At 70.7% G+C, this 24664-nt stretch carries 21 protein-coding genes and 1 pseudogene; 13 read left to right on the top strand and 9 right to left on the bottom strand.

Going from position 1 to position 24664, the window contains the following annotated elements; translation table 11 throughout:
- Positions 1-46 precede the first annotated feature (46 nt).
- Positions 47-1942 carry a phosphoenolpyruvate carboxykinase (GTP) gene (locus JK363_RS20915; protein WP_372444819.1) on the bottom strand — a complete coding sequence of 632 codons (1896 nt, stop codon included), beginning with the start codon at positions 1940-1942 and terminating at the stop codon, positions 47-49.
- A gap of 255 nt (positions 1943-2197) precedes the next feature.
- Here JK363_RS20915 and trhA point away from each other — a divergent pair, with 255 nt between their 5' ends.
- Entirely contained in the window at positions 2198-2899 is a 702-nt protein-coding gene (gene trhA / locus JK363_RS20910) for a PAQR family membrane homeostasis protein TrhA (protein ID WP_201876487.1), read from the top strand.
- A gap of 89 nt (positions 2900-2988) precedes the next feature.
- The gene (locus JK363_RS20905; protein WP_201876486.1) at positions 2989-3615 is read left to right on the top strand and encodes a TetR/AcrR family transcriptional regulator; all 627 of its coding nucleotides are present in this window, start codon (positions 2989-2991) and stop codon (positions 3613-3615) included.
- Between the two features lie 161 nt (positions 3616-3776).
- Here JK363_RS20905 and JK363_RS20900 read toward each other — a convergent pair whose 3' ends face one another.
- Complete coding sequence (locus JK363_RS20900) at positions 3777-5813, bottom strand: thioredoxin domain-containing protein (RefSeq protein WP_201876485.1); 2037 nt, start codon at positions 5811-5813, stop codon at positions 3777-3779.
- Between the two features lie 153 nt (positions 5814-5966).
- On the opposite strand from JK363_RS20900, the gene JK363_RS20895 reads away from it, so the two are divergent.
- Complete coding sequence (locus JK363_RS20895) at positions 5967-9248, top strand: tetratricopeptide repeat protein (protein ID WP_201876484.1); 3282 nt, start codon at positions 5967-5969, stop codon at positions 9246-9248.
- Between the two features lie 124 nt (positions 9249-9372).
- On the opposite strand, the gene JK363_RS20890 is transcribed toward JK363_RS20895, so the two are convergent.
- Together JK363_RS20890 and mca are read right to left on the bottom strand one after the other, a co-directional pair.
- Positions 9373-9615, bottom strand: coding sequence for a hypothetical protein (locus JK363_RS20890; protein WP_201876581.1), 243 nt, complete (start codon positions 9613-9615; stop codon positions 9373-9375).
- Between the two features lie 7 nt (positions 9616-9622).
- Positions 9623-10495, bottom strand: a complete 873-nt coding sequence (gene mca / locus JK363_RS20885) for a mycothiol conjugate amidase Mca (protein ID WP_201876483.1) — start codon at positions 10493-10495, stop codon at positions 9623-9625.
- A 95-nt stretch (positions 10496-10590) separates the two neighbouring features.
- Here mca and JK363_RS20880 point away from each other — a divergent pair, with 95 nt between their 5' ends.
- Both JK363_RS20880 and greA read left to right on the top strand, forming a co-directional pair.
- Entirely contained in the window at positions 10591-11001 is a 411-nt protein-coding gene (locus JK363_RS20880) for a DUF4307 domain-containing protein (RefSeq protein ID WP_201876482.1), read from the top strand.
- A gap of 238 nt (positions 11002-11239) precedes the next feature.
- Positions 11240-11737 carry a transcription elongation factor GreA gene (gene greA, locus JK363_RS20875; RefSeq protein ID WP_201876481.1) on the top strand — a complete coding sequence of 166 codons (498 nt, stop codon included), beginning with the start codon at positions 11240-11242 and terminating at the stop codon, positions 11735-11737.
- 91 nt (positions 11738-11828) lie between these two features.
- On the opposite strand, the gene JK363_RS20870 is transcribed toward greA, so the two are convergent.
- The 3 genes from JK363_RS20870 to ilvA all read right to left on the bottom strand — a co-directional run bounded on the left by JK363_RS20870 (position 11829) and on the right by ilvA (position 15368).
- Positions 11829-12692 (bottom strand): ABC transporter permease, encoded by an 864-nt coding sequence (locus JK363_RS20870; protein WP_201876480.1) that lies wholly within the window; start codon positions 12690-12692, stop codon positions 11829-11831.
- Positions 12692-13747, bottom strand: coding sequence for an ATP-binding cassette domain-containing protein (locus tag JK363_RS20865; RefSeq protein WP_236075971.1), 1056 nt, complete (start codon positions 13745-13747; stop codon positions 12692-12694). The genes JK363_RS20870 and JK363_RS20865 overlap by 1 nt, the downstream gene beginning before the upstream one ends.
- Positions 13748-14108: 361 nt before the next feature.
- On the bottom strand, positions 14109-15368 hold the full coding sequence (gene ilvA / locus JK363_RS20860) for a threonine ammonia-lyase (protein ID WP_201876479.1): 1260 nt from the start codon (positions 15366-15368) through the stop codon (positions 14109-14111).
- Between the two features lie 402 nt (positions 15369-15770).
- Between ilvA and JK363_RS20855 the strand changes: the two genes are divergently transcribed.
- The 3 genes from JK363_RS20855 to JK363_RS20845 all read left to right on the top strand — a co-directional run bounded on the left by JK363_RS20855 (position 15771) and on the right by JK363_RS20845 (position 17257).
- Positions 15771-16319 carry a MarR family winged helix-turn-helix transcriptional regulator gene (locus tag JK363_RS20855; protein WP_201876478.1) on the top strand — a complete coding sequence of 183 codons (549 nt, stop codon included), beginning with the start codon at positions 15771-15773 and terminating at the stop codon, positions 16317-16319.
- A gap of 144 nt (positions 16320-16463) precedes the next feature.
- The gene (locus tag JK363_RS20850) at positions 16464-17009 is read left to right on the top strand and encodes a sigma factor-like helix-turn-helix DNA-binding protein (protein ID WP_201876580.1); all 546 of its coding nucleotides are present in this window, start codon (positions 16464-16466) and stop codon (positions 17007-17009) included.
- Complete coding sequence (locus tag JK363_RS20845; RefSeq protein WP_201876477.1) at positions 17006-17257, top strand: hypothetical protein; 252 nt, start codon at positions 17006-17008, stop codon at positions 17255-17257. Before JK363_RS20850 ends, JK363_RS20845 begins: the two co-directional genes overlap by 4 nt.
- 49 nt (positions 17258-17306) lie before the next feature.
- Here JK363_RS20845 and JK363_RS20840 read toward each other — a convergent pair whose 3' ends face one another.
- Positions 17307-18464, bottom strand: coding sequence for a cystathionine gamma-synthase (locus JK363_RS20840; RefSeq protein ID WP_201876476.1), 1158 nt, complete (start codon positions 18462-18464; stop codon positions 17307-17309).
- Between the two features lie 118 nt (positions 18465-18582).
- Between JK363_RS20840 and JK363_RS20835 the strand changes: the two genes are divergently transcribed.
- Together JK363_RS20835 and msrA are read left to right on the top strand one after the other, a co-directional pair.
- Positions 18583-19680 carry a hypothetical protein gene (locus tag JK363_RS20835; protein WP_201876475.1) on the top strand — a complete coding sequence of 366 codons (1098 nt, stop codon included), beginning with the start codon at positions 18583-18585 and terminating at the stop codon, positions 19678-19680.
- An 85-nt stretch (positions 19681-19765) separates the two neighbouring features.
- On the top strand, positions 19766-20425 hold the full coding sequence (gene msrA, locus JK363_RS20830) for a peptide-methionine (S)-S-oxide reductase MsrA (RefSeq protein WP_201876474.1): 660 nt from the start codon (positions 19766-19768) through the stop codon (positions 20423-20425).
- Between the two features lie 3 nt (positions 20426-20428).
- On the opposite strand, the gene JK363_RS20825 is transcribed toward msrA, so the two are convergent.
- On the bottom strand, positions 20429-20992 hold the full coding sequence (locus JK363_RS20825; protein WP_201876473.1) for a flavoprotein: 564 nt from the start codon (positions 20990-20992) through the stop codon (positions 20429-20431).
- Between the two features lie 133 nt (positions 20993-21125).
- Here JK363_RS20825 and JK363_RS20820 point away from each other — a divergent pair, with 133 nt between their 5' ends.
- From JK363_RS20820 to JK363_RS20810, 3 genes and pseudogenes are all read left to right on the top strand, one after another.
- Positions 21126-22310, top strand: coding sequence for a helix-turn-helix domain-containing protein (locus JK363_RS20820; RefSeq protein WP_201876472.1), 1185 nt, complete (start codon positions 21126-21128; stop codon positions 22308-22310).
- 475 nt (positions 22311-22785) lie between these two features.
- Positions 22786-23061, top strand: a complete 276-nt coding sequence (locus JK363_RS20815; protein ID WP_307821805.1) for a hypothetical protein — start codon at positions 22786-22788, stop codon at positions 23059-23061.
- 372 nt (positions 23062-23433) lie between these two features.
- Positions 23434-24655 (top strand): annotated as a pseudogene (locus JK363_RS20810) (RNA-guided endonuclease InsQ/TnpB family protein).
- Positions 24656-24664: the final 9 nt, after the last annotated feature.

The raw sequence follows: 24664 nt of genomic DNA, 5'->3' as shown, positions 1-24664 counted from the left end.
CCGCACCGTGCGGTGCGGGCCCCGGCCTTCGATGCGCGCGGTTGTCTCAGCCCAGACGCTCGACCAGCGCGCGGTACTCGTCCCACATCTCCTTCGGGGTGTGGTCACCGAAGGTGTTGAGGTGGTCGGGAACGAGCGCCGCCTCCTCGCGCCAGACGTCCTTGTCGACGGTGAGCAGCAGGTCGAGGTCGGCGTCGGCCATGTCCAGGCCCTCGGTGTCGAGCGCCTCGCGGGTCGGCAGCACCCCGATCGCCGTCTCCACGCCCGCCGCCTTGCCGTCCAGCCGGTCGACGATCCACTTCAGCACCCGGCTGTTCTCACCGAAGCCCGGCCACACGAAGCGGCCGTCGGCGTCCTTGCGGAACCAGTTGACGTAGTAGATCTTCGGCAGCTTGGCCGCCGTCTCCGGGTCGTCCGTCTTGCCGACCTTGACCCAGTGGGCCATGTAGTCGCCCATGTTGTAGCCGCAGAACGGCAGCATGGCGAACGGGTCGCGGCGCAGCTCGCCGACCTTGCCCTCGGCCGCCGCGGTCTTCTCGCTGGCCACGTTGGCGCCGAGGAAGACGCCGTGCTGCCAGTCGAAGGACTCGGTCACCAGCGGGACCGCGCTGGCGCGGCGTCCGCCGAAGAGAATCGCCGAGATCGGCACACCCTTGGGGTCCTCCCACTCGGGCGCGATGATCGGGCACTGACCGGCCGGGACGGTGAAGCGGGCGTTGGGGTGGGCCGCGGGGGTCCCGCTGGCCGGGGTCCACTCGTTGCCCTTCCAGTCGGTCAGATGAGCGGGCTCCTCCTCGGTCATGCCCTCCCACCACACATCGCCGTCGTCGGTGAGCGCGACGTTGGTGAAGACCGAGTTGCCCCACAGGGTCTTCATCGCGTTGGCGTTGGTGTGCTCACCGGTGCCGGGCGCGACGCCGAAGAAACCCGCCTCGGGGTTGATCGCGTACAGCCTGCCGTCCTCGCCGAACCGCATCCAGGCGATGTCGTCGCCGATGGTCTCGACCGTCCAGCCGGGGATGGTCGGCTCCAGCATCGCGAGGTTGGTCTTGCCGCAGGCGCTGGGGAAGGCCGCGGCGACGTACTTGGCCTCACCCTCCCGTCGCCCACCGCCACCCTCAAACGAGGACTTTTCGTCCGCCCCCCTCCTGGGCGGCGGGGTGAGCTTGAGGATCAGCATGTGCTCGGCGAGCCAGCCCTCGTCACGCGCCATGACCGAGGCGATACGCAGCGCGTAGCACTTCTTGCCGAGCAGGGCGTTTCCGCCGTAGCCGGAACCGTAGGACCAGATCTCCCGCGACTCGGGGAAGTGCGAGATGTACTTGGTCGAGTTGCAGGGCCACGGCACATCGGCCTGGCCGGGCTCCAGCGGGGCGCCGAGGGTGTGGACGGCCTTCACGAAGAACCCCTGCTCACCGAGGACGTCCAGCACCTCCTGTCCCATACGGGTCATGGTGCGCATGGAGACGGCAACATAGGCGGAGTCGGTGATCTCGACGCCGATCGCGGACAGCGGCGAGCCGAGCGGGCCCATGCAGAAGGGCACCACGTACATCGTGCGGCCGCGCATCGAGCCGCGGAAGATCCCCTGCTCACCCGCGAAGATCTCGCGCATCTCGGCGGGGGCCTTCCAGTGGTTCGTCGGGCCCGCGTCCGCCTCCTTCTCGGAGCAGATGAAGGTGCGGTCCTCGACCCGGGCCACATCGGTGGGATCGGATGCCGCGTAGTACGAGTTCGGGCGCTTGATCGGATCCAGACGTTTGAAGGTGCCCTTCTCGACCAGCTCTGCGCACAACCGGTCGTACTCCGCTTCCGAGCCGTCGCACCACACCACCTCATCGGGCTGGGTGAGGGCGGCGATCTCGCCGACCCAGGCGATGAGCTCCTGGTGGTTGGTGGGAGCCGGGCTGGTGAGGGAGGAAGCCACATTGCTGGGCGCCACGATCGCTCCATCCCGCCGGAATGGCATGGTCCGGCGTTATCGATTGAGGGTTGGTACGGATATGTGCACGCACATCCGTCTTTATGGAGACAGCTACCCCTTGGGGGCTGCGACCCGGATGCTCAGCTCATCCGGTGCCGACCGCGCTCATTTGATCATCCGACGGTGCGAGCCATCTGTCCAGTGGGCGCCTTGGTGACCATCACCACTCGACATGGGCCGGTAACTTACGGTCGCGTAGGTAGCATGAGCGCCATGACTGCCGCCGCGCCCGACGCCGCCGTTGACCATCCCCCAGGGCCCGAAGCAGCCCCACCGCTCCCCCTGAAGCCCCTGCTGCGCGGCTGGCTGCACGCCGGAATGTTTCCGGCCGCGCTGATCTCCGGGGTGGTGCTCACGGCGCTCGCCGACAGCCCGCGCGGGCGCCTGGCGTGCGCTGTCTTCACCCTCACCGCCTGCGCGCTGTTCGGGGTGAGCGCGCTGTACCACCGCGGCAATTGGGGCCCACGGGCCACCGCGGTGCTGCGGCGGCTGGATCACGCCAATATCTTCCTGATCATCGCGGGCACCTACACACCCTTCACGCTGCTGCTCCTGCCGGACGGCAAACAGCAGCTGCTGCTGTGGCTGGTGTGGGCCGGGGCGCTCGCCGGTATCGCCTTCCGGGTGTTCTGGGTCGGCGCCCCGCGCTGGCTCTACACCCCGTGCTACATCGCGCTGGGCTGGGCGGCGGTGTTCTTCCTGCCCGACTTCATGCGGACCGGCGGCATCGCCGTGATGACGCTGATCATCGTCGGCGGGCTGCTCTACAGCGCGGGCGCGGTGATCTACGGAACCAAGCGCCCCAACCCCTCGCCGCGCTGGTTCGGCTTCCACGAGGTGTTCCACTCCTTCACGCTGGCGGCGTTCGTGGTGCACTACGTGGGCATCTCGATGGTGGCCTATCAGCACACCTGAGGCCCCGAGCAGCGGCGGGCTCCCGTCCGCCGCCGGAAGCGGAGGCCGCATCGCCCCCGCCCCGCGGCCGATGCCGGACAATGAGAGGCATGGCACGCACGACGTCCGCCGGTGAGCGGTCCGCGCGACGGACCGCTCCAGGGCTCCGTGAGCGGAAGAAGATCAAGACCCGGCGGGCGATCCGGCACGCGGCCTATCGGCTCTTCTCCGAACAGGGCTACGACGCCACCCCGGTGGACCGGATCGCGGAGGCCGCCGATGTGTCCCCCAGCACCGTCTTCCGCTACTTCCCCACCAAGGAAGACATCGTCCTCACGGACGAGTACGACGCGATCATCGCGGCCGCGATCCGCGAACGCCCCCTCGACGAGCCCCCGGTCGCCGCACTGCGCCGCGTCATCCTGGATCTGCTGGGACAGTTCACCGCCGCGGAGCGCAAGGAACTGCTGACGCGGCTCACCCTCGTCCGCGGCATCCCGGCCCTGCGCGCCCGGATGGGCGAGGGCCTGGCCACGACGGGTGTGACGCTGGGCGAGGCGATGGCCGAGCGCAGCGGCCGCTCACCGGACGACTTCGAAGTGCGCATCGTGGTCGGGGCGATCCTGGGCGCGCTTCAGGAGGCCATCTTCCACTGCCTGGACCACCGCCGGGTCGAGGACATGGAAGAGACCATCGACCACGCCCTGGCCCTCCTCTCCCGCGGCCTCCCTCTCTGACAGCACACCCCACCGCTGCCGCCGGGCCGGGGCGCGGGGGCGAGCCCGCCCGCCCGGAACCGCGGGGCTCGATCGATGGCCGCGGCGCCCGGTAGATGGCCACGGGGCATGGTCGATGGCGCGCTGTCGGCCGAGGGCCGGGGCGCGCACAACGCCTCCCCTCAGCCCCCCAACTTCGCGGCCAGCGCGTCCGCGTCGGCGGTGGGCGCGTCACACGTGAAGTGGCGGCAGACATACGCGGCCGGACGGCCCTCGAGCAGCGGGCGGTCCAGCAGCAGCGGGACCTCCTCGGAGCCGGGCTCGCCGACCGCGACCACCGCGCCGGGCGCGGTGCCCAGCAGCGCGGCGCGGTGCAAGGCGCGCGTCGCCGGATCGCCGTCGGGCCCGACGACCGCCACCTCACGCGGTCCGTCGAGCGCCGCCTCGGCCACCGCGAGCCCCCAGCCGATGAAGCGCGGGACGCGCGCGCCGAGCGCGCGCACCACGGCGAGCGCCCGCTCGGCGGCCTCGCGGTGGCGTGTGCTGCCCGTGACGGCGGCGTACGACAGCAGGGCGCCCGCGGCCGCCGTCCACCCCGACGGCGCGGCGTTGTCCGTCGGGTCCTGGGGGCGGCGGATGAGCGCCTCCGCGTCATCGGCGGTGTCGAACAACGTGCCGTCCTCGGCGGTGAAGTGGCGCAGCACGGTGTCCAGGAGCAGCCCGGCGAACTCGACCCACACCCCTTCCCCGGTGACCGCGGACAGGGCGAGAAAGCCCTCGGCCGCGTCGGCGTAGTCCTCCAGCACTCCGGCGTGGCCGCCGGCGGTGCCGTCCAGCGAGGTGCGGGCGAGCCGCCCGTGCTGGTCCATGTGGATACGGACGAGCAGATCGGCGGCCTCGGTGGCGGCCTCGATGAGATCGGGCCGGTCGAAGTAGGCACCGGTCTCGGCGAGGGCGGCGACGGCCAGCCCGTTCCAGGCGGCAACGATCTTGTCGTCGCGGCCGGGGCGGGCCCGCCGCTCCCGGGCGGCCAGCAGCCGCCGGCGCACCGAGGCGACCCGCTCGGCCTGCACCGGCTGTGCGCCGTCGGGGAGTTGGAGCACGGAGGCGCCCTTTTCGAAGGTGCCGTCCTCGGTCACCCCGAAATATCCGGCGGCGAACTCGGCATCGTCCTCGCCCAGCACCTCGCGCAGCTGCCCGGGCGTCCAGACGTAATACGCGCCCTCGACATGCCGTCCGGTGCCGTCATCGCTGTCGGCGTCCAGCGCGGAGGCGAAACCGCCCTGCTCGGTGCGCATCTCGCGGACCAGGAACTCGGCGGTCTCCAGGGCGATACGGCGGGCGAGGTCCGAGCCGGTGGCGCGCCACAGATGGGCGTAGACCCGGCCCAGCAGGGCATTGTCGTACAGCATCTTCTCGAAGTGCGGCACGGTCCAGGTGGCGTCGACGGCATAGCGCGCGAAGCCGCCGCCGAGCTGGTCGTAGATACCGCCGCGGGCCATCGCCTCGCAGGTGGCCGACACCATCTGGAGGGCGCCCTCGGATCCGGTGCGGGCGTGGTGGCGCAGCAGGAACTCCAGCGCCATGGACGGCGGGAACTTCGGCGCGCCCCCGAACCCCCCGCGCATGGCGTCGAATTCGCGGGTCAGCCCCATGAGCGCGGCATGCAGATCCTCGGTGCCGGGCGGCTGGGGCGCGCCCGGACCCAGCCCGATCCCGGTGCGCGCGGCCAGGTCCTGCACGATCCGCCCGGCGACATCCCGGACCTCCTCGCGCCGGTCCGTCCACGCGGTCCGCACCCCCTCCAGCACCTGCCGGAAGGCGGGCATGCCATGGCGCGGCGCGGGCGGGAAATAGGTGCCGAAGTAGAAGGGCTCGGCATCGGGGGTGAGGAACACCGTCATCGGCCAGCCGCCCTGGCCGGTCGCGGCCTGCACCGCCTCCATGTACACGGCGTCCACATCCGGCCGCTCCTCGCGGTCGACCTTGACCGAGACGAAGTGCTCGTTGAGATAGGCGGCGGTCGCCTCGTCCTCGAAGGACTCGTGCGCCATCACATGGCACCAGTGGCAGCTGGAATAGCCGACGCTCAGCAGCACGGGCACCCCGCGGCGGCGCGCCTCCTCGAACGCCTCGTCGGACCACGGCCGCCAGTCGACCGGGTTGTCGGCGTGCTGGAGGAGGTACGGGGACGTCTCGTGCGCCAGATGGTTCGGCATGCCCCCATCCTCTCCCAACTCTCGGATTGTGCGAGTTATCCACAGGAGGCCCCGGAGGGAGTTATCCACAGGGCTGCCGGATAAGAGCCAGAAACGGAAGACTTGGGAGCAACACGCGCTCGACGCGTGGCACATGCGCAAGGAGGGGGAATCATGCCGGGCTCACTGGAGGTGCTGCGGGACAGCCACCGGACCGAGGTCGAGCGGCTGCTGTCGCGCGCCGTGGAGGAGGAGGTGCGCCGCTCGGGCGGGCGCACGGACGGCGGGGTGCTGCTCAGCCGGGCGCGCGGTGCGCTGGAGGGGATGGCGGCCACCGCGGCCGAGGAGTACGGCGCGTATGTGCGCGCCCTGGAGGAGTCGGAGGCGGGCAGCCGTCCGCTGTCGGCGCGGCTCACCCGCGGGCAGCTCGGCACCCCGGCACTCGCGGTCGGGGTCGCGGCGGCCGCGGCGTTCGGCGCGGATCTCACCTTCGGTGTCTCGGCGGGCACAGCCCTGGGCGCGGGGGTGAGCGCGGCGGTGGCCGGGTCGGCCGCCGCGGTCCTCAAGCTCACCGCGGCGCACTGGCCCGCGGCCCACCGCCAGGCGGCCCTGCGCCATCAGCCCGGCGGCGCCGAGCAGCTGCGGCTCCAGTGGCTCACGGCGGTCGAGGTGCGGGGCATCCGCCCGTTCATCGACCAGCACCGGATGACCACGGCCGCCACCCGCCAGGGCGGCGGCGGATCGAAGCGCGTCTCCTCCCCCACCGGGCAGGCGCCGCCGCTGCGCGGCGCCGACCGCAGCCAGGCGGCCCGCAGACGTACCGTGCTGGAGCAGTCCTTCGCCCATCTCCCCGAGGCGGACGGCCCGTTCGCCGGGCGCCGCGCCCAGATCACCCAGATCGCGCAGTGGGTGCGGCAGGCGCGGGCGAGCACCGAGACCAGGCCCACCGTGGTGCTGCTGGAGGGGCCGCCGGGCTCGGGCCGCACCATGCTGGCCGTGCGGGCGGCGCACCATCTGCGGGACCAGTTCCGCGGCGCATGCCTGGTGGATCTGCGCGGTGACAGCGCCGAGCAGTCCCCGCTGCCGACCCGTGACGCCCTGCTGCATCTGCTGAACCGGCTGGGCGCGCCCCGGGACCAGCTGCTGTTCCGCGAGCGCTCCACCCAGGACCAGCACGTCAAGCGGCTCACCGAGCTGTATCACCAGCATCTGACCGGGCTGCCCGTCACCATCGTGCTGGACGACGCCAGCGACGCCGAGCAGGTGCGCACGCTGGTTCCCGAGCGGTCCGACAGCCTGATCCTGGTCACCTCGCGCACCCCGCTCACCCTGCCCGCCGATCTGGCCGCCTGGGTGCACCGGCTGGAGGTGGGCCCGCTGGACGAGCCGGGCGCCGAGGAGCTGCTGCGGGCCTCCGCCGAGGAGCCCGCGGGGGCCGGGCCGTATGACGCGCAGTCCGTCGAGCGGATCGCGGAGCTGTGCGGGCGGCTGCCGCTGGCGCTGCGGATCGCGGGCTCCTCCCTGGGCCTGCGCACCCCCGCCGCCCTGGTCACCGAGCTCGAGGCGTACGGCCCGGTCGGCGCCGTCGAGCGCACCCTGTGGCTGCGCTACACCGACCAGCAGGACGGCGCCCGGCGGCTGCTGCGCCGACTGGCGCTGGCCGGGCGGGCCAGTCTGGGCGCGGCGGCCGCCGCCGCGCTGCTGGCCACCGATGAGCAGGAGGCGGCGCGCCATCTGAAGGCGCTCGGCCGCGCCGGGCTGATCCAGCATGTGCGGGGCAGCCGCTACCGCCTGCATGACGTGGTGCGGAGCTTCGCCCAGGCCCGCCTGCTGGACGAGGAGGAGCCGGAGCAGCGCACCGCCGCCCAGGAGCGGCTGATCCGCAGCTATGCCGAGCTGGCCGACTCGGTGATCCGGCTGGTCGACGGCAAGACGTCCACCCGCGCCGACATCTTCGCCAAGGGCGCGGGCCATGGGTTCACCTCACTGGAATCCGCGTTGCGCTGGCTGGACGACGAATCCAGCTTCATCACGGCGGCGCTGCGCCATGCGGAGGGTGTGGACCAGTCCGCGGTGCTGCACCTCCTGGGCGCCCTCTGCGACTACTGCCTGCTGCGCGGCGATCTCTACCGGCTGGGCGAGATCAGCGAGCTGACCCAGGCCGTCGACCAGGGGCTGCTGGTGCGCTCCGTGCAGTGGCGCACCGGTATCGCCGCTCGCCAGCTCGGCGAGCTGGACCAGGCGCGCACCACCCTGTCCTCGGTGGTGGACCTGTATTTCGAGGCCCAGCACGAGGCGGGGGCGGCCCGCGCGCTGTGCAGCCTGGGCATCACCCTGCACCATCAGGGCCAGCTCGCGGAGGCCGCGGCGAAGCTGGGCGAGGCGCTGTCGCTCCAGTCCGCCGAGGAGCTGCGCGGGGACCGCGGCTGGACGATGCACGCCCTGGCCGCTGTCGAGCGCGACCGCGGTCGGCTCGCCGAGGCGCTGGAGCTGCTCACCGGGGCCCTGGAGCTGCACCGGGAGAGCGAGAGTCTGCACGGCCAGGCGTGGGCCCACTTCCAGCTCGGCCAGGCCTGTCTGCGGATGGGCGAGGTGGCACGCGCGGAGGCCGAGCTGCGGGAGGCGCTGGACGCGTACAGCACCACCCACGACCAGCGCGGCGAGGCATGGGCGCTGACCCAGCTGGCCCGTGCCCGGCTGGTGGACGGCGAGGCGACGGTCGCCGTCGACCAGCTCCGCCAGGCCCTCTCCCGCCACCGGGAGAACGAGGACGCGCGCGGCGAGGCATGGACGCTGTACCACCTGGGCCAGGCGCTGGAGGAGCGCGGCGATCACGATTCGGCGGTGCGCGAGCTGGAGCGGGCGCGCACGATGTTCAGCCGGATGCGGGATGCGTACGGGCTGGCGTGCGCCAGGCACCACTCGGCGCGGGTCACCCGCGATCTCCGGGCGGCGCAGACCGGTTCCCTGCGCAACAGCGGATTCGCCCGGCAGCTGCTCCAGGACGCGCGGCAGGACTTCCGCCGGGTGGGAGTGGCTCATGGCGAGGCATGGTCCTGTGTGGAGCTGGCCGTGATCGACGCGGGCAACGGCAAGGCGGCTCAGGCGCTGGAGCTGATCGACGAGGCGGCCGCGCTGTTCGCCGGATACGGCGACCGGCGCGGCCGCTCCTGGGCCCGGTTCCTGCGCTGCACCCTGCTGCCGTTCGCCTCGGCGGGCGGCTCCGTGATCGGCACCGCGGTGGCCCAGGAGGAGCTGGCGGAGCTCCGCCGTGAGCTCCGCGAGCAGGGCACGCCCGGAGACACCCGGCTGGAGGGGTGTGTGGACGCGTTCGCGCTGGTGCTGGAGCGCGGAGTGGAGCCCGAGACGGGCTGGCAGGCGTGGCAGCTCGGCATGGTCCCGAGCCGCCACTCCCGCGAGGTCATGGCGGTGCTGCCGAACACATCCCGCCCCTGACCGGTGCGGGCGGGCCGCCCGGGCTCGTCCGGCGCAGGACACCCGCGCCCGCCCGCGCGGACGCGGCCCTCCCGGGCCTCTGGCCGCCCGGCCGACGGGCCTCGGCGGCCAGGGCCGCTCCGGGTCAGGCCGGGCTTTCGCCCTTGGGACGGTCGGCGGCGGGGGCCGCGGCCTTGGCGGGCTCCGGGCCCTCCTCGAAGTCCACCTTGTTCATGTGCTTGTTCATGGACTTCATCAGCAGCCACACCGCGCCGCCGATCAGTGCGAAGACGATGAAACCGAGGACGCCCGGAGTCACCTTGTTCTCGTCCAGCTCCTTGGCGAGCGGGACGAGATGCGTTACGGCGAGGGTGCTGGTCGCGCTCATCATGCGGTCAATTGTTGCGGATGCCCGCGAAGAGGTCGTCCTCGGGTAGGGAGGTATCCACGAGCGACTTGGCGAGCTCGTACTCCTCCGTCGGCCAGACCTCCTTCTGGACGTCCATCGGGACCCGGAACCAGCCGCCGTCGGGGTCGATCTGCGTACGGTGCGCGATCAGCGCCTTGTCGCGGATCTCGAAGTAGTCGGCGCACGGCACATATGTGGTCAGGGTGCGCTCGGGCCGCCCGAAGTCCTTCCAGCGCTCCAGCCACTCCCCGTACGGCGACTCCAGCCCCCGGGCCAGCAGCGCCTCGTGCAGCGCGACCGTGCGCGGCCGGTTGAAGCCCTGGTTGTAGTAGAGCTTCTGCGGCTGCCACGGCTCCCCGGCCTCGGGGTAGCGCTCGGGGTCACCGGCAGCCTCGAAGGCCACCATCGAGATCTTGTGGGTCATGATGTGGTCGGGGTGCGGATAGCCCCCGTTCTCGTCATAGGTGGTGATCACCTGCGGCTTGAAGGCACGGATCAGCTTCACCAGCCGGCCCGCCGCCTCCTCCACATCCTGGAGCGCGAAGCAGCCCTCGGGCAGTGGCGGCAGCGGGTCACCCTCGGGCAGCCCGGAGTCCACGAAGCCCAGCCATTCCTGCTTCACGCCGAGGATCTCGCGCGCCTCGTCCATCTCCTTGGCGCGGACCTCGTGGATGTGCTCCTCGATATAAGGATCCCCCTGGAGCTTGGGGTTGAGGATGGAGCCGCGCTCACCGCCTGTGCAGGTCGCGACCAGCACGTCCACCCCCTCGGACACGTACTTGGCCATGGTGGCCGCGCCCTTGCTCGACTCGTCGTCCGGGTGCGCGTGCACGGCCATCAAACGCAGCTGCTCAGTCAAGTTCGATCCTCAGTGATTCGTCGTGGAAGACGGCTTCTATAGTGACCCACAGCGGGGTCGAATAATTCCGAGTCCCCCCAGCAGGAGGAAGGATCATGGCCGCGGTGCGCGATGGCCTGCCCGACGGGCGCTACGGCCGGTCGGCCGACGCACGCGCCGACCGCACGCTGAAAATCGTGGGCGCGGTGCTCGGCGCCGGGCTGCTCGCCCTGATCTCCTGGCTCGGATACGCCTACATCACCGGCGAGGACGTCAGCGGCCGGGTGCTCGGTTTCCAGGTGGTCGCGGACGACGCCGTCGAGGTCCGGCTGGAAGTCATCAAGGACCAGGACACCACCGGTGTCTGTACGCTGCGTACCCTGGACAAGGACCACGCCGAGGTGGGCCGCAAGGACTTCACCTTCGCCCAGCGTGAGGACGAGCTCGTCAAGGTCGTCACCGTGCGCACCACGGGGCGTGCCACCAGTGCCGAGCTCGTCGACTGCGAAGCCGCTTCGGGCAGCTGAACCGCCCCGGAAGGCCGAGCGGGGCCGCCGCCGACCAGGTGCCCGATAGACGGACGGTACGTGTCGGTGAGCGGAGTGCGATCTGACCAGGGCTGACGGGTTTCCTCCGCATTCCGCCCAGTTCCCTCCTCCCCGTTTCCAGCCGGAATTGTTAGGCTCGTGGTTTCGCCCGGCTTTGAAGGCGCACCCTTCTGAGTAGGGCGTTCATTTGTATTCCCAGCACCGACGAGGAGCACCTGTGACCCAGACCAGCGAGAACGTCACCTGGCTGACCCAGGAGGCGTACGACCAGCTCAAGGCCGAGCTGGAGTACCTGTCGGGTCCCGCACGTATCGAGATCGCCAAGAAGATCGAGGCCGCCCGGGAGGAGGGTGACCTCCGGGAGAACGGCGGTTACCACGCCGCGAAGGAAGAGCAGGGCAAGCAGGAGCTCCGGGTGCGTCAGCTGACGCAGCTCCTGGAGCAGGCGAAGGTCGGCGAGGCACCCGCGGACACCGGTGTGGTCGCCCCCGGCATGGTGGTCACGATCGCCTTCGACGGCGATCCGGACGACACCCTGACCTTCCTGCTCGCCTCCCGTGAGTACGCGAGCTCGGACATTGAGACCTACTCGCCGCAGTCCCCGCTGGGCTCGGGTGTGACCGGCAAGAAGGTCGGCCAGGACGCCGAGTACGAACTGCCCAACGGCCGCACCGCTTCGGTGCGGATCCTGGAGGCCAAGCCGTACCAGGGCTGAGCGCCCCTCGCCCCACGGACACCGCGAGAAGCCCCGGCCGTCGCCACGGCCGGGGCTCTCCGCTGTCCGGGGTTCCGGTGTCCACCGCGGCTCAGGCGGCGGCCGAGCGGTACTTGCGGACCGACAGCGTCCGGAAGACCAGGATGATCACAACCGACCAGAGCACCGACGCAATGACGGGGTGCTGCATGGGCCAGGCGTCCGAGACCACGCCCTGCGGATTGCCGAACAGCTCACGGCACGCCTGCACCGTGGCGCTGAACGGGTTCCAGTCCGCGACGTGCTGGAGGAAGGCGGGCATCTGGCTGGACGGCACAAAGGCGTTGGAGATGAAGGTCAGCGGGAACAGCCAGATCAGCCCGCCGGACGTGGCCGCCTCGGGGGTCCGTACGGACAGCCCGATCAGCGCGCCGATCCAGGAGAAGGCGTAACCGAGCAGAAGCAGCAGACCGAAGGCGCCGAGCGCGTTCAGGATGCCGTCGTGGACCCGCCAGCCCACGATGAGCGCGACGATCGCCAGCACGACCACCGTCAGCGCCGTCTGCACCAGATCCGCGAGCGTACGGCCGGTGAGCACCGCGCCGCGCGCCATCGGCAGTGAGCGGAAGCGGTCGATCAGACCCTTGTGCATATCGTCGGCGATCCCGGCGCCCGCGCCCGCCGTGGCGAAGGTCACGGTCTGGGCGAAGATCCCGGCCATCAGATACTCGCGATATACAGTCGCGTCTGAGCTGCTCTGCCCCGGGATCATGATCGCGCCGCCGAACACATAGCTGAACAGCACCACGAACATCACCGGCTGGATCAGGCCGAAAATCACCATCTCCGGGATGCGCAGCATGCGGATCAGGTTCCGCTTGGCGACCACCAGGGAGTCGCGGACGGACGCCAGCGGTCCGCCGCGCGGGCGAGGCGCCGCCGCGACGGTGGCACCGGTCTCCTCGACGACGGCCATCACTTTCCTCCCTTGCCCGCGCCCGCGGACGCCTTACCCTTGGACGCCTTGCCGCTGGACGCCTTGCCGGTGGACGCCTGGTCCGCGCCGCTGGACGCCTGGTCCGTGCCGTCCTCCTCGGCACCGTGGCCGGTGAGGGAGATGAACACGTCGTCGAGGGTCGGGCGGCGCAGCCCGATGTCGTCGATCTCGACTCCGCGGCTGTCCAGTTCACGGATGACCTCGGCGAGCAGCTTCGCCCCGCCGACGACCGGGACGGTGACCTTGCGGGTGTGCTCCTCCACGGTGGTCTCGCCCTTGCCCAGGGCGTGCAGCACCTGGTCCGCAACGGGTATGTGGTCGCGCTCGTGCACCACGACCTCCACCCGCTCCCCACCGGTGCGGGCCTTGAGCTGGTCGGAGCTGCCGCGCGCGATGACCCGGCCGCGGTCGATGACGCAGATGTCATGCGCCAGGTGGTCCGCCTCCTCCAGATACTGCGTGGTCAGCAGCAGCGTCGTACCACCGGCCACCAGCTCCTGGATGACCTCCCACAGCGCCTGCCGGTTGCGCGGGTCCAGACCGGTGGTCGGCTCGTCCATGAACATCACGGGCGGGCTGACGACCAGGGCCGCGGCGAGGTCGAGCCGACGGCGCATCCCGCCGGAGTAGGTCTTGGCGGTGCGGTCCGCGGCGTCCGCGAGGCTGAACCGTTCCAGCAGTTCACCCGCGCGGGCCTTCGACGCCCGCGCGCCCATCTGGTAGAGCTGCCCGACCATCTCGAGGTTCTCGCGGCCGGTCAGATACTCGTCCACGGCCGCGAACTGCCCGGACAGCCCGATCGAGCGGCGCACCTCGTTGGGGTGTTTCAGCACATCCACCCCCGCGACCACCGCCCTCCCGCTGTCCGGGCGGAGCAGCGTGGTGAGGACACGCACGGCAGTGGTCTTGCCGGCGCCGTTGGGGCCGAGCAGTCCGAGCACGGTTCCTTCGGGTACGTCGAAGTCGACGCCGTCCAGAGCCCTTACGTTGCCGAAGGTTTTCACCAGACCCTCGGCATGAATAGCGCCTGGCATGTTGGCACTCCCAGGAGGTTGGGTCGTTCCACGGAGATCGTCTGACGCCGCGGTGAGCGACTGTTTTTCGCCACGGCGGATGCGCCCCCTCAATCAAGGCATAGGTCCGCCAACTTGTGCAGCGCGCGGCAGCAAGCAGATAAGAAGAATAGCGTAGACGCGATACATCGCGACATACGTGTGGCGAACATCAACGCGACAGTCGTAAGCCCCCAGGTCACACGAGGGCGAACGGGCACCAACGAGCTCCGGCCAACCCCCACGCGCCCCAACGAGCCCCAACAGGCCCCCGGAGCACGGCACTCCGCGGCCGGGGGCACGATCCCCCGGCCGTCCGCGGTCAGGCGTCAGGCGTCGGGCGTCAGGCCATCACCCTGTAGCCCGCTGCGCTCAGCGCCTCCCGCACCTCGTCGCAGTGGTCCGGCCCCTTCGTCTCCAAGTGCAGCTCGACCTCCGCCTCGCTGAGCCCCAGCCGCGGATTGGTACGGACATGGCTGACGTCCAGGACATTGGCGTCCACCACCGACAGCGCCCCCAGCAGCGAGGCCAGCGCGCCGGGCCGGTCCGTCAGCCGCAGCCGCAGCGACAGATAGCGCCCCGCCGCGGCCATACCGTGCCGCAGGATCCGCTGCATCAGCAGTGGATCCACATTGCCGCCCGAGAGCACCGCCACCACCGGACCGTCGAACGACTCCGGCGCCGACAGCAGCGCGGCCACCGGGCTCGCGCCCGCCGGCTCGACCACCAGCTTCGCCCGCTCCAGACACAGCAGCAGCGCGCTGGAGAGCTCGTCTTCGGTGACCGTACGGACCTCGTCGACCAAGTCGTCGATGATTCTGAACGGAACGTCGCCCGGCCGCGCGACCTTGATGCCGTCGGCCATGGTCACCGGCGCTTCGATCGACACCGGCTGTCCGGCGGCCAGCGAGGGCGGATACGCCGCGGCGCCCTCCGCCTGCACCCCCACCACCCGTACGTCCGGGCGCAGCGTCTTCACCGCGACCGCGATCCCGGCCGCCAGACCGCCGCCGCCGATCCCCACCACCACGGTGCGCACCTCGGGGCACTGCTCCAGGATCTCCAGCCCCACGGTGCCCTGACCCGCGATGATGTCCGGGTGGTCGAAGGGGTGGATGAAGACCGCGCCCGTACGCTCGGCGTACTCCTGCGCCGCCCGCATGGTCTCGTCCACGATCTGGCCGCACAGCCGCACCTCGGCGCCGTAGTCCCGGGTGGCCGCGATCTTCGGCAGCGGCGCGCCCTCCGGCATGAAGACGGTCGAGCGCACTCCCAGCAGCGAGGCGGCCAGCGCGACACCCTGCGCGTGGTTCCCGGCGCTCGCCGCGACCACACCCGCCGCCCGCTCCTCGGGGCTCAGGCCCGCGATCCGCACATAGCCGCCGCGCAGCTTGAACGAGCCGGTGCGCTGGAGGTTCTCGCATTTGAGCTGCACCGGGGCGCCGACCAGGGAGGAGAGGTGGCGGCTGCCTTCCAGGGCGGTCACCCGGGAGACCCCCGACAGCATTTTCTGTGCCTTGCGCACATCGTCGAGCGTGATCACGGAGGGTGCGGTGCGCGGGGCGGTGTGGGGCCCGTCCTCGTCGCCGGGTCGTGGAGCCATGGCCCCAGTCTTACAGCTTGTCGCCGCGAGGGCGGATCGGGGCGGTGCCCGCCGACACCGACAGCACGGCGTTCCACCGTCACCACACCGCGTCCACCGTGACCGCATCGCGTCACGGCATCGCGTCCACCGTGACCGCATCGCGCCAACGGAACCGCGTTCCGGGCCCGCGAGCCGGACCGGCCGGAACCTGCCGGAAACCCGCCGCCACAGGTCCAACCACCGCGCCATGCGGCCGCTCCACCCGCTCCACCAGGCATAACCCTCTGTCACGGCACAGGGCGGCGGCCGATAGGGGTGCATGGGGGACGGCAGGTTTTTGCAGCTCCCGTACGGGCGGGGCCCCGGCCGCGTACTCTGTGCCACATCCCACAGACCACCGCATGAAGTGAGCCCTAGGCCATGCCCACCCAATCGGACATGACGACTCAACTCAACACAGGCGTACTGGATTCCCTCCAGCATCAGGTCGCCGTCTTCGCACGCCGCGCGGAACAGACCCGCCTCGGCGGCGTCGGACAGGTCCGCAACTCCATGGACCGAGCCGCCTATCTGCTGCTCAACCGGCTTGACCAGGAAGGCCCGATGGGAGTCAAGGCACTCGCCGGAGGCATGGGCATCGACTCGTCCACCGTGACCCGCCAGGTTGCCCCGCTGGTCGACTCCGGCATGGTCAAGCGCACCTCGCACCCCGAGGACGGCCGCGCGGTCGTCCTCCAGCTCTCCCCTCGCGGCAAGGCCCGGCTGGAGGAGGTCCGCTCCTCCCGGCGTGAGCTGATGGCCCAGGTGACCGCGGGCTGGACCGAGGACGAGCGCGATGTGTTCTGCGACCTGCTGACCCGTTTCAACGGCGCCCTCTCCGCCGCGCACAACACGCTGGTCCAGGACCCGAGCAGCCCGTTGCCGCAGACCACGCACAACGCCGTGCCGCAGGCCGCGCCCGCCTCCTGAGGTCCACCGCGCCCACCGCGGACACCGCGGACACCGCTGGGGCCCACCGCGCCCGCCCAGCGGACCGTCATGCACCGGCGGCAGACCTCTTGACCGCGCGCCCGTGCCTGCCGTGTCCTAAAGGAACGGGGAGGCGGAGGCGTGGTGCGAGAACGGCGGGCAGCACGGGAGAGCCGCCGGGCCCGGGAGTTCGAGGCATTCGTCGCGGGCGCGGGTGGCCGGCTGCTGCATGCGGCCACGCTGCTCACGGGGGAACGACCGACGCGGGACACCACCGCCGCCCAGCACCTGCTGACCGCCGCGCTCGCGCGCACGTACGCCCGCTGGGACCGGCTGCGCGGTGAGGATCCGTACGACCGCACCCGTATGGAGCTTGCCGCCCTCTTCGCCCGCGGCGGCCATCACTACCGACGTCCGCGCGGCGGCACCCTGGACCGGCTCGCCCCGCGCGAACGGCTGGTGCTGGTGCTGCGGCTCTACGAGGGCGTGGCCGAGGAGCAGACGGCCGCCGCGCTCGGGCTCCCGGTCGAGCGGGTACGGGCGATCTGCACCCGCGCGGTGTCGGTGATGCGCAGCGGGGTGCCACGGCAGCCATCACCGCCACGGCGCGGGGACACGGCAACGGATGCGACGACGGGCACACCCGCAGGCGCCCCCAAGGCGGCCGGGGCGGCGGGAACGGGCCCATGAGCGCCTGGGACCGCAAGGAGGACGAGGTCCGCCGGATGATGGAGGGCCCGCACCCGCTGCTGCCCCCGGACCTGGCGGACCGGGCGGCCGGCCGAGGGCGGCGGATCCTCCGCCGCCACCGCGCGGTACGCACCGTCGGCTGGGTGCTGCTGTTCGCCGCGATCCTCGCGTTCAGCGTGTGGGCGGCGATCGTCGAGCCGTGGACGGCGCCGCCGACCAACACCACCCCTCCGCTGGAGGGGTGGTGAGACGGGCGTCAGCCCGGGACCGGAGCCTTGGCCTGAGCCGGGGGCCGGATCAGCCCAGGGCCTGGGTCAGGTCGGCCACCAGATCGTCGACCGACTCGATGCCGACCGACAGCCGGACCAGGTCCGCTGGCACCTCGAGGGCCGACCCCGCCGTGGAGGCGTGCGTCATCCGGCCCGGGTGCTCGATCAGCGACTCGACACCGCCCAGCGACTCGCCCAGCGTGAAGATTTGGGCCCGGTTGCAGACCTCGACCGCCGCCTCCTCGCCGCCCGCGACCCGGAACGACACCATGCCGCCGAAGGCCCGCATCTGCTTGGCGGCGACCTCGTGCCCGGTGTGCTCCGGCAGGCCCGGGTAGTAGACCTCGGTCACCTTGGAGTGGGAGGAGAGCAGCTCCGCGATCCGGCTCGCATTGGCGCTGTGCCGGTCCATCCGGACCGCGAGGGTCTTGATGCCGCGCATGACCAGCCAGGAGTCGAAGGGCCCGGCGACGGCGCCCATCGCGTTCTGGTGGAAGGCGAGTTCATCGCCGAGACCGGGGTCGGCGACGATGAGCGCACCGCCGACGACGTCCGAGTGGCCGCCCATGTACTTGGTGGTGGAGTGCACCACCACATCAGCGCCCAGCGCCAGCGGCTGCTGAAGGTAGGGGCTGGCGAAGGTGTTGTCGACGACCAGGCGGGCCCCGGCACCGCGGGCGATGTCGGCGACGGCGGCGATGTCGGTGATGCCGAGCAGCGGGTTGCTGGGCGTCTCGACCCAGATCACCTTCGTACGGGGGCGGAGCGCGGCCCGTACCGCGGCCGGGTCGGAGGTGTTGGCGACCGACCACTCCACGCCCCAGCGCTCCACGACCTTGGCGAACAGACGGAACGTACCGCCGTAGGCGTCGTCCGGGATCACCACGTGGTCGCCCGGGACCAGCAGGGTGCGCAGCAGGCAGTCCTCGGCGGCCAGGCCGGAGGCGAAGGCCAGGCCACGGCGGCCGCCTTCGAGCGCCGCCAGGTTCTCTTCCAGGGCGGTGCGGGTGGGATTGGCGGAGCGGCTGTACTCATAGCCGTTGCGCAGGCCGCCCACCCCGTCCTGCTTGTAGGTGGACACCTGGTAGATCGGCGGCACGACGGCCCCGGTGAGCGGGTCCGCCTCCTGGCCGGCGTGGATGGCGAGCGTCTCGAAGCTCTGCGGGTGCTGATGCTGGTCGGTCATGGGCCGAGGGTAACGCCCGGCGGGGCGGTGCCGGATCCCTCGTGCGGGAGGGCGCATAGGCTGGAGCCAGGCCGTCAGGACCGTCGGAACCGTTCGTACCTTCACACGGGGACACCTCATGGAGCTTCTGATCTTCCTCATCGCCCTCGTCATGGTGGGCGGGCTGATCATCGTGCCCGCGGTGCGGCGGATGCGCGGAGGCCGCGAGGCCGTGCGGGGCGCGCTGCGCGCCTCGGACCCGGAGGAGTACGGCTTCGTCCCGCGCGAGCGGCTCGACGTACGGCTGCCCGGCCCGGACCGCCCGCTCACCGAGGCCCTGGAGGAGGTCCAGGCGAGCCAGGACTGGCAGCCCGCCGCCCGGCTGCTCGCGCTGACCGAGGCGGGTTCGGAGCTGCGCTGGCAGCGGGTCCAGACGCTGGCCGGGGCGGCGGCCTACGAGCTGGCCCGGACGCCCGGACAGGGCGGGATGTGGCTGCGCACCTGGCGGGTGGCGGCCCCCAAGGACGCGGGCGCGGCCGCGGTGCACGCCGAGTTCCTGGTCCGGCAGGCCCTGCTGGACCCGGCCTCGCCCGACTTCCGCATGATCCTCGAGGAGGCCCGGACCGTCTGCCAGGAGGCGGCGCTGCTGGCCCCCGGCGACCCGGTGCCGTACATCATCGAGCTCGGCGTCGCCCGCGGCCTGGGCTACCGGCAGGCCGACTTCGAGGAACTGTGGTCCAAGGTCACCGAGCGCGCCCCGCACCACATGGGCGCCCATCTGGCCGCGCTGCACTACTGGTGCGGCAAGTGGCACGGCTCCCAGGAGCTCGCCGACGCCTTCACCCACGCGGCCGCCGCCTCCGCCCCGCCGAAGAGCCTGCTGCCCGCGCTGCCGCTGTTCGGCGTCTTCGAGCATCTGCCGGACGTCAACCTGGTGCGCAGCCTCTACCAGAGCGATGTGATCACCAAGGCGATCGAGGGCGCCCTCTACGCGACCCACCAGGCCCCCGCCGACCACCCGGTGCTGCCACACGTCCGCCATCTCCTGGTGTGGTTCCTGGTACGGGCGGAGCGGTACGCGGAGGCCATGGAGCAGCTGCGGCACGTGGATGGCCATGTGGGCGCGGTGCCGTGGTCCTACGGCGCGGACCCGGCGGCCGAGTACACGGTCTACCGGGCGCTGGCGGTGGCGGGCTGGGAGGGCCACGGCGGCTCCCCGGCGACGCTGCCGCGGTGACGCTTCGCGGCGGCGGTCGGCTGGAATTCTGCCGGGCCCGCATCCGTTGTAGGGGATGCGCCGCGTACCCGAGCGAGGAGCCCAGATGCTGTTCAGCCGCCACAAGAACCACCTCCCGACCCCCGAGGAGGCGCTGAAGGGCCGCCCGGACCCGGCGTTCTCCCTCCCCGGCCGCCACACGGTCCTCGGCAACGCCCTGACCGGCCCGTATCCGGACGGCCTGGTGGTGGCCGACTTCGGTCTTGGCTGCTTCTGGGGCGCGGAGCGGAAGTTCTGGCAGGCCCCGGGAGTCTGGACCACCCTCGTCGGCTACCAGGGCGGCCACACCGAGAACCCCACCTACGAAGAGGTGTGCAGCGGCCTCACCGGCCACACCGAGGCCGTCCGCGTCGTCTTCGACCCGTCCGTCACCTCCTACGGCGCCCTGCTGAAGCTGTTCTGGGAGTCCCACGACCCCACCCAGGGCTTCCGCCAGGGCAATGACGTCGGCACCCAGTACCGCTCGGCGATCTACACCCACTCCCCCGAGCAGCAGACCGAGGCCGAATCCTCCCGCGCCGCCTACCAGTCCGTGCTGACCGGCTCGGGCTACGGCGACATCACCACGGAAATCCTCCCCGCGGGCGCCTTCTACCCGGCCGAGGCATATCACCAGCAGTACTTGGACAAGAATCCGGCGGGCTACTGCGGCATCGGCGGCACGGGCGTTTCCTGCCCTATCGGCATCGCCCCTGCCGACGGCTGAGGCTCACCGCTGAGCGGCTTCAGGCCCGCTGAGGGCTGATGCCGCCGCGTCGAGGGCCAGGTGCCACGGATAGCTTTCCGGTCGGCCCTGGCCCGGTTTGCTGGGCACGAAGCCGCCTTCTCCGTAGAGCACACGTACGCCCATCGCGCGGAGCGTGGCAACGCTGGTGTCGAACTGCGTGTGCTGGACGTAGGCGGCGTTGACGCACGGCATGGTCACGGTGGGGATGCCCTTGCCGATGGCCTCGGCCACGAATCCGACGATGAACTTGTCGGTGATGCCCAGGGCCCATTGGTTGATCGTGTTGAAGGTAGCGGGTGCCAGGACGGCGACATCCGCAGGGGGCCAGGCGTCGGGCTCCCAGGGCAGCTTGTACTGGCTGCGCACCGGGTGTCCGGTCAGCTCCTCCAGGGCTGGCAGCTCGTCGTCAAGCCAGCGTGCGGCTGTGGGGGTCAATCCGAGGCAGACATCCCAGTCGGCTGACTGCGCTCGCTCGATGACACCGGCGATGTTCAGCACGGGCGGGGCGGCGCTTCCGAACAGGTAGAGGACGCGGTTCGCAGTCATGTGGGCAGTCCACCGTGTAGCGCCCCCATACCGCAAACCTGTCCGGTCGAGGCTGACATCACCGTTCATCGTCGTCTGCCATGGCTTGGACGGGTAGCGTTTCCGTTGAGTGCGTCACGAAAGGGAGGCATGCATGCCGCTCCCCGGCGACGAACACACGGGTGCTCGGATCGCACATCATCGGAAACGGGCGGGGCTGACTCAGCGCGGGTTGGCTCAGAAGGTCCCCTACTCATACAGCCTGCTCACCCAGGTGGAGTCCGGACACAAGCCAGCCAGCCCCGACTTGGTGGCCGCAGTGGCCAAAGCGCTGTGTATCGACGTCACCGCGCTGACTGGCCAGCCCTACGTGACCGAGTTGCAGCAGGATCGGTTGGCTGCGCTGGTTCGCCCTATCCGTGAAGCCCTCGACCTCTACGACCTGGGGGTTGATCCGGCGATCAGTCCGCGCCCAACTCCCCAACTCGTAGCGGCTGCTGAGCGTCTATGTCAGCAGGTCCGGGCCACAAAGCTCCATGACGCTGCTCTCGACCTTCCCGACACGATCGCGGAGATCACTACGGCCGCATACCGGGCGCCGTCGTCGGAGTTGTGGGCCGCGCTGTCGAGCACGTACCGGACCGCGCATGACCTGGCCGTGAAGTGGGGTTACTACGACCTGTCGACGGTAGCTCTGGACCGCATGGACTGGGCTGCATCGCGCGCTTCGGATCCGCTGCTTTCCGCGGTACGTCAGTACATGCGTGCGCTGGTCTACTTCCGAGAGGGCGAATACACGATCGGCAAGCGGCTCGTCGCTGCCGGGCAGGGCCTGTTGGATCAGTCGCCCCAGACTCGGGCGAGGCAGGCCGTTGCCGGGCAGCTTCACCTCGGGGCGAGCATCATCGCGGCCCGCGCCCATGACGCAGCTGCGGTTCGGAATCACCTTGCGGAGGCGAGGTCTTACGCGGACCGGGTCGGCGAAGCGACGGATGTTCACTGGCTGTCCTTCGGGCCTACGAACGTCACTGTGCACGCGGTGTCCGCCCATGTCGAGATGCGGCACTACGGTGAAGCGCTGCGGGAGGCCGCGAAGGTGCGGATACCGAAGGATTGGGCCGTGTCCCGCGCGGCTCACTTCTACGTCGATCAAGCACGCGCCCAGATGGAAGCGGGACGTTCCGAAGCGGCCTTGAAGTCCATGGTCACCGCGCGCAGGCTGGCGCCCCAACAGACGCGGTACCACTCAGGCGCGCGAGAGACCATCAGGGGTCTGATCCACTTGTCCCGGCGCACGCCGGACACCCTCGACCACCTGGCGGCCTGGGTGGGCCTTTAGGACTTTCACCGCGCCAGCCCCCGGCTTTCACTCAAATGTGAAAGTTGGGGGCTTCGTATGTCACCAGCATGAAAGCTCAGGCGGTTTTCACCCACCACAGGACCCCGGCGACGCGTGCCTGCGCCCCGGGGCGTGGTCAACCTGAGGAAAGCAGGTCGACATGCGGAACTGTATCGGCAGGATCTTCGGATCGGTGAGGAGCGCGTTACAGCCCGGTCGGGGTCGGCATCGCACCGCCGAGACAAGCGCTACAGCAAGCTGCGGGGATGGCCCCACACTGCGGCTTCCCCGTGTGCATCAGGTCTTGCACCGGCCGGTGTTGCGCGGACCCCAAGGCTGAGGCCGGAGAACTGCGCTTCCTCTCCAACCGTCTGGTCGAGGCGCTACGTGACGCGCTCCGGATTGCGGAGAGTCGTGGCAGGCGTCTAGCGGTGTCTGACGACGTTGGATCGGCTGAAGCAAGCGAGGTGGACAAGTGAGCCCGGATCAGCGGTTCTCGTCCGGGTGGCGACTCGGGGCCACCCCTGTGGGACTGCGCGTATCCCGTGACCTGGACGGCTGTCTCACGGTGACACTCGGGATCGCCCGTCTGGGCAAGCATGTGGCACTCGCTCCGCTGGTGCTCTCCGTCGATGAGGCGGAACAGCTCCACGCCGGCCTGTGCTTCGCACTCGCCCCGGAGACTCCGCCGGTGGACTCCCCCGAGTGCCGGAAGCCGGTCCGCTACCCCGGTGGTCGCCAGCAGTACTGAGACCGCTCCGGGCTGGATCACGCGCAACAACCGAAGAAGCAACACCGGACCATCCCCATGCCTCAGCTCGGGGGTGGTCCGGCTGGTCGGTCGGGCACAATCGGTGCCAGGCCGGTCACCGGGATCTCCGGAGGATGCCTCGGCCTTCTGGCCGAGGAGGAATCCGGATTCCCGCGAGCGGGGCAGGACAAGCCGGATCGCCGACGGGCGATCCGGCGTCCGCCCGGGGAGCAGCGAGGGTGACCTCCAAGGGGTGTGGTGGTCCCTCGGAGTTGAGGGACCGCCGGTCCGCAGCGGTTTGGGCGGTCACCCGTTCGAGTAGGTCTGCCGGAATCCGGAGTGAGAACCGAAGGATGACGCTACGTTGGCGGCATGACGACACCAAGTGAAGGGAACGGGGCCGGGCATGTCCGGTACACCTATCGGCTTCGCGTGTCGTCGACCGCCCATACGACGCTGCTGGCGGAGTGGGACCGGTGCCGGTGGATCTGGAACTGAATGCGTCGCCAAGTCCCAGGCCACTCACCTGCACAACAGGACCACGGGCGAGAAGCGGACGTGTGGCTCGGCGCAGCTGGACAGGATGCTGACTGAGGCGCGGGGGCGTTTGCCGTGGCTGCGTGAGGGCTCCAGTGTTCCGCAGCAGCAGGTGATCCGGGATTTCGGCACCTCCCGTGCGAAGGCGCACAAGGACATCTGGGAACGTGTGCCTCAGCGGCAACGGGCCGGTATGCCGCGGTGGAAGAAGAAGCGGGAGGCCGTCCCGTCGCTGAACTACACCCGGCGTGGGTTCCGGCTGAAGGAGGGCCGCCTGCACCTGGCGGGCGGGATCGTGCTGGCGGTGGTGTGGTCGCGGAACCTGCCCGCCGAACCGTCCTCGGTACGGGTGTACCAGGACAGCGTCGGGCACTGGTACGGCTCGTTCGTGGTCCCCGCCCAGGCGCGGCCGCTGCCGGCGACTGGCCGGGTGCTCGGTGTGGACTGGGGCGTGAAGGAGACCGCGACCACCACCAGCGACACCCACGACCTCCCGCGCCCTCAGCACGGCCGCAAGGCTCAGGCCAAGCTGACGCGGTACGACCGGATGATGGCCCGACGCAGACCGAAGAAGGGGCAGGCTGCCTCGAAGGGCTACCGCGAGGCGAGGAAGTGGCGGGCGAAGACCTACGCGAAGATCGCCCGGCAGCGGCAGGACACCGGCCGCAAGTGGGCGAAGAAGGTCGTCACCGACCACGACGCCATCGCCGTCGAAGACTTCAAACCGAAGTTCCTCGCCAAGTCCTCCATGGCGCGCAAGGCGGCGGACGCCGCGATCAGCGCCACGAAGAAGGCCCTGATCGAGATGGGCCACAAACACCGGCGGGACATCCGTCTGGTGCATCCCGCGCACACCACCATGGACTGCGCATCGTGCGGAGCGAGAACCAAGCACGCACTCCCGCTGTCCGAACGCACCTACACCTGCACCACGTGCGGAACCGTCTCCCCCAGAGACAAGAACTCCGCCCACGTGATGCTCCACCGGGCAGGTCTGAACCCGGCTGGCGCCGAGGGCACAAGACCTCCGGGAGCGCTGCTCCCGGAGGCAGCCTGAGCCAGGAAT

Origin of the sequence: Streptomyces coffeae (assembly GCF_016741875.1) — a bacterium.
GTDB classification, from domain to species: Bacteria; Actinomycetota; Actinomycetes; order Streptomycetales; family Streptomycetaceae; genus Streptomyces; species Streptomyces coffeae.
Note: the sequence above shows the minus strand (reverse complement) of the source record. Positions and strands in the feature narration are given on the sequence as shown.